Genomic DNA, 15,145 nt, shown 5'->3' with positions numbered 1-15,145 from the left:
AACTCAGTCCTTCTTCTGCGGGATCGGCCGGATCGCCAGTTCACGCAATTGCGCGGGCGTCGCCGGCGACGGCGCGCCCATGAGAAGGTCGACCGCCTGCTGGTTCATCGGGAAGAGGGAGATTTCGCGCAGGTTCTTGGCGCCGACCAGCAGCATGACGATGCGGTCGATGCCAAACGCCATGCCGCCATGCGGAGGCGCGCCGTACTGGAAGGCGCGGTAGAGGCCGCCGAACTGCTCTTCGACATCCGCCTGACTGAGGCCGACGTTTTCGAAAGCCTTGACCATGAGCTCCGGCGACTGGTTACGGATCGAGCCCGACGCGATTTCAAAGCCGTTGCAGACCATGTCGTACTGGAACGCCTTGATCGAGAGCAGGTCGTCGCCAGAGAGTGCCTCGAGGCCGCCCTGCGGCATAGAGAAAGGATTGTGGGCGAAGTCGACGCGCTTTTCGTCTTCGTTCCATTCATAGAACGGGAAGTCGACGATCCAGCACAGTTCGAAGCGGTCGCGGTCGACGAGGTTCAGTTCCTCGCCGGCGCGGCTGCGGGCTTCTCCGGCGAACTTGTAGAACTTGGCGGGTTCACCGGCGACGAAGAAGCACGCGTCCCCATCCTCAAGCCCGAGTTGCGTGCGGATCGCGTCCGTGCGCTCCTCGCCGATATTCTTGGCAAGCGGGCCGGCGCCTTCCAGCTTCTCCCCTTCCTTGCGCCAGAAGATGTAGCCGAGGCCTGGCTGGCCCTGGCTCTGCGCCCAGCCGTTCATGCGGTCGCAGAAGGCGCGGCTGCCGCCGGTCTTTGCCGGAATGGCCCAGATCTCCACCTTCGGGTTGGAGGCGATCATATTGGCGAAGACCTTGAAGCCGGAGCCGGCGAAGTGTTCGGTGACCTCCTGCATTTCGATCGGGTTGCGGAGATCCGGCTTGTCGGAGCCGTATTTACGGATCGCCGTGTCATAGGGGATGCGCGGGAACTTCTCCGTGACCGGCTTGCCGCCTGCGAAATCCGCGAAGATCGAGCGGATCATCGGCTCCATCGTGTCCCAGACGTCCTCCTGCTCGACGAAGCTCATCTCCAGGTCGAGTTGGTAGAATTCGCCGGGCAGGCGGTCGGCGCGCGGATCCTCATCGCGGAAACAGGGGGCGATCTGGAAGTAGCGGTCGAAGCCGGCGACCATCAGTAGCTGCTTGTACTGCTGCGGCGCCTGCGGCAGCGCGTAGAAGCTGCCGGGGTGAAGACGGCTCGGCACCAGGAAGTCGCGCGCGCCCTCAGGCGAGGAAGCGGTCAGGATCGGTGTCGTGTATTCGGTAAAGCCGATCTCGTTCATGCGCCGGCGCATGGCACCGATGATCTCGGTGCGCTTGACGATGTTCTTGTGCAGCGTTTCGCGACGCAGATCGAGAAAGCGGTACCTAAGGCGCACGTCTTCCGGATAATCCGGCTCGCCGAATACCGGCAGCGGCAATTCCTTGGCGGCCGACAACACCTCTATCTCGCCGGCATAGAGCTCGATCTCGCCGGTCGGCATGTTCCTGTTGATCGTATCCTCGGTGCGGGCCTTGACCGTGCCATCGACGCGGATCACCCATTCGCCGCGCACCGTCTCCGCCATCTTGAAGGCCGGGGAATCGGGATCGGCGACGACCTGGGTCACGCCATAATGGTCGCGCAGATCGATGAAGAGCACGCCGCCATGGTCGCGGACGCGGTGAACCCAGCCGGAGAGGCGAACGGTGGAGCCGACATCCGACTTGCGGAGGGCGGCACAGGTGTGGCTGCGGTAACGGTGCATCGTCTAGTCCTGGAAATTGCAGAGGACCGCGTGAGGCTCGCAAAGGCGGCGCGCGGCGGCACTGGTCGAAATCGGGCGGAAAAGCGCATGATGCGCCGCTTTTGTCAAGGCCGCGACGCCATCCCGGCAAGATCGGCTCGGCGAGTGCCCCTCCCGCCGCGATTCTGCCTGAACCGACACAAAGCGGATGGGAGGCTACAAATCGCTACTGTCCCCGAGCGCCTGCTACCGCTAGATAGACCGAGCCTCTCCCGTCCTCTCAAGCCGCGACTGCAGGTCCGGATGCGACCCATGTCAAATATCCGTCCGCTCATCCCCCTCCTCGCCACCGCCGGCATCCTCATCGGCGGCAACGGGCTGCAGGGCACTTTCATTTCGCTTCGGGCACTGGAAGAAGGGTTTTCGACCTCGCTCATCGGCGTGATCGGCGCAGGCTACAATGTCGGTTTCGCGATCGGCTGCGTCTACGTAACCCGCATCCTGCGTTCGATCGGCCATATCCGCACATTCTCCGCCATGGCGGCGATCGCCTCGGCCGCAGCGATCGCGATGGTGCTCGTCGTCGAGCCGGGGTTCTGGTTCCTGATGCGGCTCGTCGCCGGCATATGCTTCGCAAGTCTCTTTGCGACGGTCGAAAGCTGGCTCAATGCCAGCGTCACCAATGCCAACCGAGCGCGTACGCTGTCGATCTATCGTGTCGTCGACCTCGGTTCGGTTACCGCTGCGCAATACCTGATACCGGCCGTCGGAATCGGCGGTTTCGAGCTCTTCGCCATCATTTCCATGGCGCTGACGCTTTCGCTGGTGCCGATCTCTTTTGCCGATCGCTCCAGTCCAATCGCGCCAGAAGCTATCCGTTTCGACGTCAAGGCGCTCTGGAACATCTCGCCGCTCGCCACGATCGGGTGCATCGTGGTCGGGCTCACCAATGCCGCCTTCCGCTCGCTCGGGCCGATCTATGCGCAGGGGATCGGCCTTTCCGTGACGGCAATCGCCACGTTCATGAGCGCCGGAATCATCGGCGGCGTCGTATTGCAATATCCGCTCGGGCACTATTCCGACCAGTTCGACCGGCGTCTGATCATCCTGATCGCCACGTTCGGCTCCCTGTTGGCGGGGCTATTCCTCGCCTTCGGCGCCGGCAGCGACGAGTGGCTGAATTTTGCCGGCATCTTCGCCTTCGGCGCCTTCGCCATGCCGCTTTACTCGCTCTGTTCGGCCCATGCGAACGACCACGCGGCAGAAGGTCAGCATGCGCTCGTTTCCGCCGGCATGCTCTTCTTCTGGTCGCTCGGCGCCATCATCGGGCCGCTCTTCGCGTCCTTCCTGCTCGATCTTTTCGGGCCCCAGGCACTCTTTATCTATACGGCCGGCATCCTCGCCCTCTTCATGCTCTATACGATCCGACGCATGACGGCCCGCGCCCCGGTCCCGGCGGAGGAACGGTCGATGCCGTTTCGCAACCTGCTACGCACTTCCTCCTTCTTCAACAAGCTGGTCGGCGGCAACTCGAAACGCGATCGGTGATCGCCTGCGTCAAGATGTGCAAATGCTGCGAATTGCTGAAAGTAAAAATCAGCTTTAGAAGCGATCGAGTAGTGAGGGAGGCGACCTCCCGTCCAGAATCCGGGATCTAGAAAACCATGACGCCGATGCTCAGCCGCCGCTCCTTTCTTCACGGCTCGGCCGCGATCGGAGGCGCCTTTGCGCTCGGCGCAGGGCTCTCGGCACGGGCCGGGGCTGCACCCGAACGGCAGATGCTGACCGCGCAAACGGCAGAGACGCAGATCGCGGCCGAGGGCACCAGTCCCGTCATGACCTATGCGCTCGGCCAAGCGCCCCATTCAGGCATGCCGCCGACCTTGCGGATGCGCAAGGGCGAGACCTTCGCGGCGAGGCTCGTCAACAGGCTCGACGAACCGACGACCGTCCACTGGCATGGCTTGCGCATTGCCAATGCGATGGACGGCGTGCCGGAACTGACGCAGCCCTATGTCTATCCGGACGACCACTTCGACTACGTCTTCACGCCGCCGGACGCCGGCACCTTTTGGTATCACCCCCATTGCAATACGCTGACGCAGATGGGCCGGGGGCTGACCGGCGTGCTCGTCGTCGAGAATCCCGAAGACCCCGAATTCGACGGGGAAATCGTCCTCAATCTCCGCGACTGGCGGCTTGGCGCCGGCGGAAAGTTCATCGCTCCCTTCAAGCCGCGCGACGCCGCTCGCGGTGGGACATACGGCACGGTCCGGACGGCCAATTGGCAGCGCGAACCCATCTACGACGCGCCCGCCGGCGGCCTCGTTCGGGTGCGCATCGCCGCAACCGACGTCACGCGCATCTACACCCTCGGCCTTGAAGGCGCCAATGCAAAAGTCATCGCGCTCGACGGCAACTCCGTCGAGCGCCCGTTCCTGCTCCAACGCTACGATCTCGGCCCCGGGCAACGCCTGGACCTCGTCCTGCGCATGCCAGAAAGCGAGGGCGCCGAGGTCACGCTCGGCAATTTCCGCGGCTCGCAGCCTTGGACGATCGCCGGCTTCCGCTCGGTTGGCGCTTCGTTGAAACGCGACCTCGGCGACGTCACGCCCCTCCCCGCCAATACGATCGCCGAAGCGGACCTTTCGACGGCAAAGCGCATCCCGATCGACCTGACGGCGACGGCCGAGCACAAGTCCATGCCTTCGATCTGCGGTTCCCTCGGCTACACTTTCTGGGCGCTCAACAAGGTGCCGTGGTCCGGAGATACGCCGGACCCGATCGCCCCGATCGAGGAATTGAAGCTCGGCGAAAGCTATGTGCTCGAAATCGCGAACCGCACACCGCATGCGCATCCGATCCATCTGCACGGCCTCAGCTTTCGTATCCTGCGCTCCAACAAACGGCGTGTCCTGCCGCCGCCAACGGATACGATTCTGCTTCTGCCCGATGAGCGGGCGGAATTAGCACTGGTTGCCGACAATGCCGGCGCCTGGGTTATCCATTGCCATATCATCGAACATCAAAAGACCGGCATGACCGGTTATTTCAAGGTCGTCTGACATTTTCGATTGTGACAGGTGCTACGAAACGATACACGGGGTGCACAAGCCTCATTTTCGCCACAGTGAATAAAATTCCGATGATACAAACAACCGCAGATTTGGAGGCCGCCTGCCAAGCGCTGGCCCGCTCGAGCTATATTACAATCGACACCGAGTTCCTGCGTGAAACCACCTTCTGGCCGGAACTCTGCCTGATCCAGATGGCCAACCCCGAGATGGCGGTCATCGTCGACCCGATGGCGCCGGGGATCGATCTCGCGCCCTTCTTCGCGCTGATGGCCAATCCAGACGTCGTCAAGGTCTTCCATGCCGCGCGTCAGGACATCGAAATCATCCATCATCTCGGCGACCTCATCCCGCATCCCCTGTTCGACACCCAGGTGGCCGCCATGGTGTGCGGCTTCGGCGATAGCGTCTCCTACGATCAGCTCGTCAACCGTATCAAGAACGAACAGATAGACAAATCCTCGCGTTTCACCGACTGGAGCCGCAGACCGCTGACGGACAAGCAACTCGAATATGCGCTGGCCGACGTCACCCATCTCCGAGACATCTACCAGTACCTGAAGAAGGAGCTGGAGCGTGAAGGGCGCTCCGCCTGGCTGGCAGAGGAAATGGCTATCCTCGAAAACCGCGGGACCTACGACCTGCATCCGGACGACGCCTGGCAGCGCCTGAAGATGCGTGTGAGAAAGCCGATCGAGCTTGCGGTGCTGCAGAGGGTGGCCGCCTGGCGCGAACGCGAGGCACGCACGCGCAACGTGCCGCGCGGCCGGATTTTGAAGGACGACGCGATTTACGAAGTCGCCCAGCAGCAGCCGAAAGACGCGGAGGCGCTCGGCCGGCTCCGGACCGTCCCAAAGGGCTGGGAACGCTCCAGCGCCGGCGCCGCCGTCGTCGCGGCGGTGAACGAGGCACTTGCGATTCCCAAGGCCGAACTGCCTCGGCTGCCGCGACAGAATCATGCGCCGGAGGGCGCGGGCGCGGCAGGCGAGATGCTGAAGGTGCTGCTGAAGCTCATTTCCGAGAAGGAAGGCGTTGCGGCCAAGATCATCGCGAACAGCGAAGACCTGGACCGGATCGCCGCAGACGGCGAGAAGGCCGATGTCGCCGCCCTCAAGGGCTGGCGCCGCGAGCTTTTCGGCGACATGGCGCTGAAGCTCATCAATGGCGAGGTTGCCTTGCGTTTCGTCGACAAGAAGATCGAGGCGATGACGATCGGCGATTGAAAGCGTGCCCGGACAACAACTTTCCGCCCGAATCCGATTTTAGAGCGGAATGCGCTCACATAAATGTCGCTGCCGCTCTATCTGTTTGTTTTTGCGGCATTTGTGCGACACCGGGTGATTCCACCTGACTACGAAATGCTATAGCCAACGGGAATCGATCAACGGATCCTGGTAAAGCGCAGAGGATCGGATAGGTTCGGACGAGCCGGACTGTTCTGCGTTCTCCGATTGCGAGGCCCTTACGCATGCGCTGGAGGTTTTCCACGCTCGAATTCATCCTGGCGTTGCTGGTCGTCGCGGGCAGTGGCGTGGCCTACGCCTGGGTCGTCTATGGAGATGGCGCGCTCATCGGCGCAACCTATGCCGTTTTCATATGCATGCCGGTGCTGGCCTTTGAACGGCGCATCATTTTCCGGCGTCTCTACAGAAAAATCCACAGTCTTCCGACTCCCGGCTTTTTGCTATCGTCGGTCGCCGTCTATTTCACAATAGAGAATTTCGGCTTTGCCGCGGCGGGCATGGCGCTGAAACTGACCGGCGTGCTGCAACAGGACTGGAGCGACGCGCTGGTTCCCTCCTTCAATGCGCTCATCTACGCACTCGTTGTATCGGGTCCGATCATCTTCCTGCTGCGCGTGCGCGAACTTCTCGGCCGCGATGTTTTCTTAAGCCTGCTGACTGGCCACTATCGTAAGCCGATACAGGAAGAGCGCGTGTTTCTTTTCGTCGATCTCGTCGGTTCGACCTCCTTTGCCGAACGCTTCGGCGATCTCAAGACGCAGGAATTTCTGGGGAAACTGTTTGCAACTATGGCCGATCCGGTGCTGCGCTACCGCGGCACGATCGACGATTATGTCGGCGATTCCGCGATCATCAGTTGGCCCTTCGCCCGCGCCGTGGCCGATGCCGCCTGTATCCGCTGCATCTTCGACATCCTGGACGAGGTCGAAGCGGACGCCGCTCGCTGGAAAAAGGACTATGGTGAGGTGCCGCGCCTGCGGGCGGCGATCCACGGCGGAACGATCGTGGCCGCCGAAATCGGCGTCGACAAGCACAAGATCACCTATTTCGGAGATACGGTGAACACGACGTCGCGCCTCGAAGGCCTGTGCCGCTCGCTCGACCGGCAGGTGCTGATCTCGGCCGACCTGCTGCGGCGCATTCGTCTGCCGGAATTCATCCGCGAGGAGGATCTCGGCGAGCACGAGATCAAGGGCCGGGGCCAAAGGCTCGGAGTGCTCGCGCTTCACAGGGGCAGGCTGACAGGCCACGGCTCACGAAGAGACGGGCAGGTATTCGACGCGCCGCAGCGACCCTTGCGCGCCTGAAGAGATGCGAAGGAAGGAGCGCACCGAGCAGCGGGCGTGGGGCCCGCGGGGACGCGCGGGCGCTGATCAGCTCTCGAACCGGAAAGCGAGCCCCTTGCCCGTCAGCTTGGCCAGTTGCTGCAGACGGCCTTCCAGCCGCTCGCCCGCGAAGTTCGCATAGGCGGCGGGCACAACGAATTCGAGGTCGGTGTCGGGCTGGGACGACGGCCGCAATGTAAGGTGACGGGCAACGCCGGGCATGGACGCGGAGAAGAGATAGGCGACGCGCAACAGGCCGCCGAGCAGCTTAGCGAGCTCCAGCAGGCGCGGCGTCGTCACCCGGGCGAGCGGCCCCGTCGCGCCATCGTCGTTAAGCCCCTCGAGCCTGTAGTAATTCGCGAGGGCGATGTAGGCGCGGCCCGCATGGCTGATGCCGGAAAAGGCCGAGTGGGCGATGACATTGAGTGCCTGAAGGCCGCGATAGTCGGGATGCGCGCGCCAGCTGATATCCGCCAGCAGGCATGCCGCCCGGCGGTAGCGGCTTTCCTCCTGCGTTTCCTCGACGCCGAAGAACGGCACCATGCGGCCGGTCCATTCGGCAAGCTCGCGCGCATGTTCGGGCGAACGAGCCCTCAATATCGCAAGCTCGTCGGCGGCTGTGAGCAACGGATCCTGCGAGCGCTCCGCCTCCGACAACAGCGAGAAAAGATAGCCTTCGCGCACGCCAAGGGCGGAAAACGAGATGCGTTCGGGCTTCATGTTTGAAATTGCCTCCTGCATCGTCACCGCCCCGAAGGGCAGCAGGCTGCGGCGGCTCTTGGAAATCGTGGAAAAGGCCGATGGCTTGAGGAGCTTCGGCTCGATCACCTCCGCCAGGACCGCCATCGCCTCGTCCGATGAAATCTCGTAGCCCTGCATCATGTGGAGCGGATAGTCGCGCATTTCCATGTGAAGCTTGGCGATCGCACGCCAGGTGCCGCCGACGGCGTAGAAGGTGCGCGCAGCCCCCTTCTTCAGGACCTCCGCTTCCTTCATGAACTTGCGAACCCAAGTCCTCGCTTTCGGCAGTGAGCCGCCGGAGTGTTCGAACAGACGAATGCCTCCGAGCGGTAGCGTTATGCCCTTGCCGATCTCCTTGCCCCTGATATCGACAAACTCGAGCGAACCACCGCCGAGGTCGCCAACGATGCCATCGGGATCGTGGTATCCGCTGAGGACGCCCATGGCGGAGAAATAGGCTTCCTCTTCTCCGGTCAGGATTCGTACCTTCTGCCCGAGAATGGCTTCGGCCTTCTCGATGAAGGGGGGGCCGTTCGACGCCTCACGGGCGGCGGCCGTGGCCAGCACGAACATGCTGGTGGCGCGCGCCTGATCCGACAGTGCGCGAAAGCGTTGCAGCGCCTTCAGCGCCCGTTCAACGCTGTCCTCCTCCATGCGGCCGGTCGCGTCGATGCCCTTGCCGAGACCGCACATCACTTTTTCATTGAACAGCACCGCCGGTGCGCGGCTCAGACCCTCATAGATGACCAGACGAATGGAGTTGGAGCCGATGTCCACAACGGAAACCGGGCGGATGCCGGGCAGACGCCCCTGCGCTTCAGACTCGACCATTTAATTCCAGTTTACTTGCGCCAACCGCTTTTCCAGCCGGCAATCAGCTTCGGTGCACTGGACTTCAGGGCCTCACCCCGGCCCGAAAGACTGGGATTGGTCATAAAATAATGCTGCGCGTTGAACGGCTCGGCATCCTTGCCGACTTCCATGCGGCGCGACGTGCCGTCCGGAAGAATCTCGTAGCTCTGCTGGTTGTCGATGAGATTGCCCAGCATGATCTGCGAAAGAACCTGTTCGTGCACAGTCCGGTTGATGAGAGGCACGAGCGTCTCGACCCGCCGGTCCAGATTGCGCGGCATCATATCCGCCGAACCGATATAGACAAGCGCATTTTCTGAGGGAAGCCCATGGCCGTTGCCGAAGCAGAAAATGCGGGAATGCTCGAGGAAACGGCCGACGATGGACTTGACACGAATATTGTCGGAGAGGCCCGGCACCTGCGGACGCAGGCAGCAGATGCCGCGCACGACGAGATCGACCTCGACGCCGGCGCGGCTTGCCCTGTAGAGCGCGTCGATAATCTCCGGGTCGACAAGCGAGTTCATCTTCATCCAGATCGCCGCCGGCCGACCGGCCTCCACATGCGCGATCTCCTCGTCGATATGCTGGAGGATGCGCGGGCGCAGCGTGTGCGGCGACACCGCGAGCTTCATGCCCGCCTCCGGTTCGCCATAGCCGGTGATGAAATTGAAGATGTTCGCCATGTCGTGGGCGATCACGGCGTTACAGGTGAAGAACGACAGGTCCGTATAGATCTTTGCGGTCACAGGATGGTAGTTGCCGGTTCCGAGGTGGCAATAGGTCCGGAGCTTGCCCTCCTCCCGGCGCACGACCATGGACATTTTCGCATGCGTCTTGAGCTCGATGAAGCCGAAGACGACCTGGACGCCCGCGCGCTCGAGGTCGCGCGCCCAGCGGATGTTCGCCTCCTCGTCGAAGCGGGCCTTGAGCTCGACCAGCGCCGTCACCGACTTGCCCGCATCCGCCGCGTCGATCAGCGCGCGCACGATCGGACTGTCGTTCGAGGTGCGGTAAAGGGTCTGCTTGATGGCGAGCACGTCCGGATCGCGCGCTGCCTGCAGCAGGAACTGCACCACGACGTCGAAGGACTCGTAAGGATGGTGGACCACCATGTCCTTCTCGCGAATCGCTGCGAAGCAATCCCCACCATGTTCGCGGACGCGTTCCGGGAAGCGCGGGTTGTAGGGCTCGAAACGCAAGTCCTCGCGCGGCGCCTTGGTGATTTCGGAAAAGGTGTTGAGTGCCAGCAGCCCCGGCAGGACGGCGACGCGATTGTCGGGCACGCCGAGTTCATGCACGACGAACTGGCGCAGCGAGGCCGGCATTTCGGAATCGGTTTCGATGCGGATCACGGAACCGCGGCGGCGGCGCTTCAGTGCCGTCTCGAACAGGCGGACAAGGTCTTCGGCCTCTTCCTCGACTTCGATATCGCTGTCGCGGATGATGCGGAACGTTCCCGAGCCCTGGACTTCGTAGCCCGGGAACAGACGATCGATGAACTGGCCTACGACGTCTTCCAGCGTGATGTAGCGGATGACGTTCTTGACGTCGGGCAACCGGACGAAGCGATCGAGGGCAACTGGCAGGCGTAAGAGCGCCGTCATCGGCTCGCGGCCGGTCTTGCTGACGAGTTGGAGGCCGATCGAGAAACCGAGATTCGGAATGAAGGGGAACGGGTGCGCCGGATCGATCGAAAGCGGCGTTAGGACCGGGAAGATCGATTGGTCGAATTCGTTGGCGAGCCAGCTCCTGTCCTGGGCGGATAAGGCGGCCGGGCGGACGATGAGGATATCTTCCTTGGCGAGATATTGCTGCAGAACCGCAAGCGATGCCTGCTGCTCCATCTGCAGATTGTCGATCTCCTTCAAGATATCCTCGAGCTGTTCGGCCGGCGTCTTGCCGTCGGGGCTGCGCAGCGAAACGCCCGAACGGACCTGGCCCTCGAGGCCGGCGACGCGCACCATGAAGAATTCGTCGAGGTTGGCGGCCGAGATGGAGAGGAAGCGGACGCGTTCAAGGAGCGGATGCGCCGTGTTCAGCGTCTCCTCGAGAACGCGGCGGTTGAACTGCAGCCAGGAAAATTCGCGATTGACGAAGCGCTCCGGGCTCGTGGACAGGTCGACAGCCTCGGGCGGCGCCTTCTGTTCCATAGCCACCCTTTTTTCGGTTATTGCAGACGTCGCGCTATCCATGCCTATCGAATCCCATTGCTCCGCATGAACGGGCTATCTCAGTTTGACGACGGAACTGTGACAGTCAATCGGCGCAGCGGGCATTTGCCAGTTCATCCAAGACTTCCGCCGCCAGCGCGCGGGTCAGCCGCGTGCCGCGCGAGAGTGCCAAATGGTCGAGCCGTTCGACGACGAGCTGTGCCGTCGCCAGCGAGCGCTCCATCCGATTGACGATGTAGGCGACGAGGCGCTCATCGACGAGGAGCTGTCGGTCGGCAAAAAGCTTGAAGAGCACCTGCGTCAGTAATTCGTCGTCCGGCTCGCCGATCTCGACGACCGTGGCGGCTTTGAGACGGGACCGCAGATCCGGAAGCGTCACGGGCCAGGACATCGGCCACAGGCGCGAGGTCATCAAAAGGCCCGTGCCGTTCTGGCGAACGCTGTTGATGACGTGGAAAAGCGCCGTGTCGTCGAATCCCTGCCGATCGACATCCTCGAAGAGGACCGGACCTGCGGAGGCGATGTCGGCGGCATTCGAGCCCGCGGTCGGGTGGATCACCTCGGCGCCCGTCATCTGCCGCCAGATGCTGGCAAGATGCGACTTCCCGGAACCGACCGGTCCGGCGATGATGACGACAGGCGACGGCCAGTCGGGCCAATGATCGATGATGGCGATGGCCGCGCTCAAACGGTCGGAAACGAGCAGATCTTCTCTGCCCGAGGCCGGATCGTGTCTGAAGACGAGCGGCAGTTGTTCGTAGGGACGTTTCGTCATGCTCTGGCCCAGGACAATTTCGTCAGCGGGGCTCCTCGCCCTCCGACGGCTGGTTCGCGGCCGTTCTATGCCCGTGATAGAGGTCGCTTTCAAGGTATCGCTGGATTCCGAAGCGAACAAGGACGCCGATTGCGGCGGCGGCCGGCACCGCCACCAGCAGGCCGACGAAGCCGAACAGCGCGCCGAAGGCCAGCAGGGCGAACATCAGCCAGACGGGATGGAGACCGACGCTCTTGCCGACCAGCTTCGGCTGGAGAATGTTGCCTTCAAGGAACTGACCGGTGAAGAAAATGACAAGGACGAGCACGATCCAGAAATAGTTCGGCCAGAACTGGACGAGCGCCACGCCGACGGCGAGCACCAGGCCGACCAGCGACCCGACATAGGGGATGAAACTGATCATGCCGGCAAAGAGGCCTATCAGCATGCCGAAATTGAGCCCGACCAGCGAAAGCCCGATGGCATAATAGAGGCCGAGGATGACGCATAGCGATCCCTGCCCGCGAACGAAACCGGCAATCGTCGTGTTCATGTCACGGGCGATCTGGCGGACGACCTCGACATGGTCGCGCGGTATCCAGCTGTCCACGGTCTCGATCATCCGGTCCCAGTCGAGCAGCAGGTAAAAGGCGACGACCGGCGTAATGACGAAGAGCGAGAGGATGTCCAAAAGCGCCATGCCGGAGTTCCAGATCTGCTGGAACAGCGTGCCGAGGAAACTTGCGCCCTGCTCCAGAAGCTTGGCCGAATTCTGCTTGATCACCGTCATCTCGTCGGCGAGCCAGTCCGGGAGCAGCGTCGACTGCGAGTCTGTCAGGAAATCCTGCAGCCTTGAGATATAGCCGGGCATCTTCTGGATGAAATCGGCGGCCTGCGTGAAGATCAGCGGGATGATGATCATCAGCGACAGCGCGAAGATGAAGATAAAGGTCACCAGGATGACGATCGTCGCCATCAGCCGGCTGAGGCCCAGGCGCTCCAAACCATCCGCCACCGGATCGAGAAAATAGGCGAGCGCCATGCCGGCGAGGAATGGTAGCAGGATAGACCTGAATAGCATCAGGAAGAGGATGAACGCGGAGAGCACGAGCAACCAGAAGAAAAGCTGGCGCCGCAGTCCCAAACCGCTCACTCGGTTGATCATGATATTCCCCATCGCGCCTCCGGCACATGTCGCGCCTTGACGTAGGACGAGATAGGGGTCTGCGCACGCCAAGGTCAAGTCCGGCATCCTCCGGGCCCCGCCGTTTCGCCTCTCTCGCCCTTCAATCCGTTGAGGGATCGGCAAAAAGGTGAAAAAACACTGCTCCCGTGGGCCTCTGCGCTTGCACTCCTCGACCGACCGTGCCAATCGCATCCGCAAAATGCGACGAGCCTTGGAGAACGAGCATGAGCCAGTCGGGAAAGAACGGCCTCACCTATAGCGACGCGGGGGTGGATATCGATGCCGGCAACCTGATGGTCGAGAAAATCAAGCCGCATGTGCGCTCGACCCGGCGGCCGGGTGCCGACGGCGAAATCGGCGGGTTCGGCGGGCTCTTCGATCTCAAGGCCGCCGGCTTTAACGATCCGGTCCTAGTCGCGGCTAATGACGGCGTCGGGACCAAGCTCAAGATCGCCATCGACGCCGACAAGCACGACACCGTCGGCATCGACCTCGTCGCCATGTGCGTCAACGACCTCGTGGTACAAGGTGCAGAACCGCTGTTCTTCCTCGACTATTTCGCCACCGGCAAGCTCGATCCGGACCAGGGCGCGGCGATCGTCGCCGGCATTGCCGTCGGCTGCCGCGAGGCAGGCTGTGCGCTGATCGGCGGGGAAACGGCCGAAATGCCGGGCATGTATTCCGGCGGCGACTACGACCTTGCCGGTTTCGCCGTCGGTGCCGCCGAGCGCGGGCAGCTTCTCCCGGCGGGCGACATTGCCGAAGGCGATGTCATCCTCGGGCTTTCCTCCTCCGGCGTACACTCGAACGGCTACTCGCTGGTGCGCAAGATCGTGTCGCTCTCGGGCCTCGCCTGGAACGCGCCGGCGCCCTTCGGCGCGGGTACGCTCGCCGACCTGCTGATGACGCCGACGCGTATCTACGTAAAGCCGCTCCTCAGCGCGATCCGCGATACCGGCGCGATCAAGGCGCTGGCCCACATCACCGGCGGCGGCTTTCCGGAAAACATTCCGCGCGTGCTGCCGAAACACCTCGCGGCCGAGATCGATCTCGACGCCGTCAAGCCGCCGGCCGTCTTCTCCTGGCTCGCCAAGACCGGCGGCGTCGCCGCCAACGAGATGCTGCGTACCTTCAATTGCGGCGTCGGCATGATCGCCGTCGTCTCGGCGGCGGAAGCCGACCGTGTCGCGGCAGTGCTCACCGGCGAAGGCGAAACGGTCTTCACGCTCGGCCGCATGGTCGCGCGCGAGGAAGGCGCCGCCGGCACGATCTACAAGGGCAATCTCGCCCTATGAGCCCATCCGCAGCCAAGAAAAAGGCCGTTGTCTTCATCTCCGGCGGGGGCTCGAACATGCTGTCGCTGGCGACGGCCGCGGCCGAGCCCGATTTCCCGGCCGAGATCATCGCCGTCATATCGGACAAGGCGGAGGCAGGGGGGCTGGCCAAAGCGGCGGCACTCGGCATCCGGACCTCCACCTTCGTCCGACAGGACTTCTCCAGCAAGGAGGCACATGAGGCGGCGATCCTTGCCGAACTCGATCGGCTGCAGCCGGATGTCATCTGCCTTGCCGGCTATATGCGGATGCTTTCGGCGGCCTTCATCCATCGCCATGAAGGCAAAATCCTCAACATCCACCCCTCGCTCCTGCCGCTTTTCCCGGGGCTCCATACGCATCAGCGCGCGATCGACGCGGGGATGAAGATTGCGGGCTGCACGGTCCATTTCGTGACCGAGGCCATGGATGACGGCCCGATCATCGCCCAAGCCGCCGTTCCGATCCTTGCCGACGACACGCCCGAGACCCTTGCCTCCCGCGTCCTGACCGTCGAGCATCAGATCTATCCACTGGCCTTGAGGCTGGTTGCGGAAGGCACGGTCGAGATGAAGAATGGCTGTGCCGTCAGCCATGCCCCCAGCGAAGCAACGGGCGCGCTGATTTCTCCTGCCGTTCAGCTCGAGCGGTAGCGAAACACCCCCTTTGCCCTGCCGGGCAGTGAATTCCCGGCGAGGTATGCTCTTTAGGC

Annotated in this window: 11 protein-coding genes; 6 read left to right on the top strand and 5 right to left on the bottom strand. The window is 62.7% G+C overall.

The window, feature by feature from the left end; all coding sequences use genetic code 11:
- Positions 1 to 3: 3 nt before the first annotated feature.
- A complete protein-coding gene (gene aspS / locus EKH55_RS03955; protein WP_069460642.1) occupies positions 4 to 1,791 on the bottom strand; it encodes an aspartate--tRNA ligase in 1,788 nt (595 codons plus the stop codon).
- 291 nt (positions 1,792 to 2,082) lie between these two features.
- Here aspS and EKH55_RS03950 point away from each other — a divergent pair, with 291 nt between their 5' ends.
- The 4 genes from EKH55_RS03950 to EKH55_RS03935 all read left to right on the top strand — a co-directional run bounded on the left by EKH55_RS03950 (position 2,083) and on the right by EKH55_RS03935 (position 7,395).
- Positions 2,083 to 3,318 (top strand): MFS transporter, encoded by a 1,236-nt coding sequence (locus EKH55_RS03950; RefSeq protein WP_069460641.1) that lies wholly within the window; start codon positions 2,083 to 2,085, stop codon positions 3,316 to 3,318.
- Positions 3,319 to 3,434: 116 nt separating this feature from the next.
- A complete protein-coding gene (locus EKH55_RS03945; RefSeq protein ID WP_069460640.1) occupies positions 3,435 to 4,835 on the top strand; it encodes a multicopper oxidase family protein in 1,401 nt (466 codons plus the stop codon).
- An 80-nt stretch (positions 4,836 to 4,915) separates the two neighbouring features.
- On the top strand, positions 4,916 to 6,067 hold the full coding sequence (gene rnd, locus EKH55_RS03940) for a ribonuclease D (protein WP_069460639.1): 1,152 nt from the start codon (positions 4,916 to 4,918) through the stop codon (positions 6,065 to 6,067).
- 245 nt (positions 6,068 to 6,312) lie between these two features.
- Entirely contained in the window at positions 6,313 to 7,395 is a 1,083-nt protein-coding gene (locus EKH55_RS03935) for an adenylate/guanylate cyclase domain-containing protein (protein ID WP_069460638.1), read from the top strand.
- 66 nt (positions 7,396 to 7,461) lie between these two features.
- On the opposite strand, the gene ppx is transcribed toward EKH55_RS03935, so the two are convergent.
- From ppx to EKH55_RS03915, 4 genes are all read right to left on the bottom strand, one after another.
- On the bottom strand, positions 7,462 to 8,985 hold the full coding sequence (gene ppx, locus EKH55_RS03930; protein ID WP_069460637.1) for an exopolyphosphatase: 1,524 nt from the start codon (positions 8,983 to 8,985) through the stop codon (positions 7,462 to 7,464).
- Between the two features lie 11 nt (positions 8,986 to 8,996).
- Positions 8,997 to 11,159: an RNA degradosome polyphosphate kinase gene (locus tag EKH55_RS03925; protein WP_225190759.1), complete on the bottom strand. Its 2,163-nt coding sequence runs from the start codon at positions 11,157 to 11,159 to the stop codon at positions 8,997 to 8,999.
- 106 nt (positions 11,160 to 11,265) lie between these two features.
- Complete coding sequence (gene hdaA / locus EKH55_RS03920) at positions 11,266 to 11,955, bottom strand: DnaA regulatory inactivator HdaA (RefSeq protein WP_069460635.1); 690 nt, start codon at positions 11,953 to 11,955, stop codon at positions 11,266 to 11,268.
- A 22-nt stretch (positions 11,956 to 11,977) separates the two neighbouring features.
- The gene (locus EKH55_RS03915) at positions 11,978 to 13,099 is read right to left on the bottom strand and encodes an AI-2E family transporter (protein WP_069460850.1); all 1,122 of its coding nucleotides are present in this window, start codon (positions 13,097 to 13,099) and stop codon (positions 11,978 to 11,980) included.
- A gap of 245 nt (positions 13,100 to 13,344) precedes the next feature.
- Between EKH55_RS03915 and purM the strand changes: the two genes are divergently transcribed.
- Both purM and purN read left to right on the top strand, forming a co-directional pair.
- Positions 13,345 to 14,415 (top strand): phosphoribosylformylglycinamidine cyclo-ligase, encoded by a 1,071-nt coding sequence (purM, locus tag EKH55_RS03910; RefSeq protein ID WP_151611005.1) that lies wholly within the window; start codon positions 13,345 to 13,347, stop codon positions 14,413 to 14,415.
- A complete protein-coding gene (gene purN / locus EKH55_RS03905; RefSeq protein WP_151611004.1) occupies positions 14,412 to 15,086 on the top strand; it encodes a phosphoribosylglycinamide formyltransferase in 675 nt (224 codons plus the stop codon). The genes purM and purN overlap by 4 nt, the downstream gene beginning before the upstream one ends.
- Positions 15,087 to 15,145: the final 59 nt, after the last annotated feature.

It is taken from the genome of Sinorhizobium alkalisoli (genome assembly GCF_008932245.1).
GTDB lineage: Bacteria > Pseudomonadota > Alphaproteobacteria > Rhizobiales > Rhizobiaceae > Sinorhizobium > Sinorhizobium alkalisoli.
This window is presented reverse-complemented; position numbering and strand designations above follow the sequence as displayed.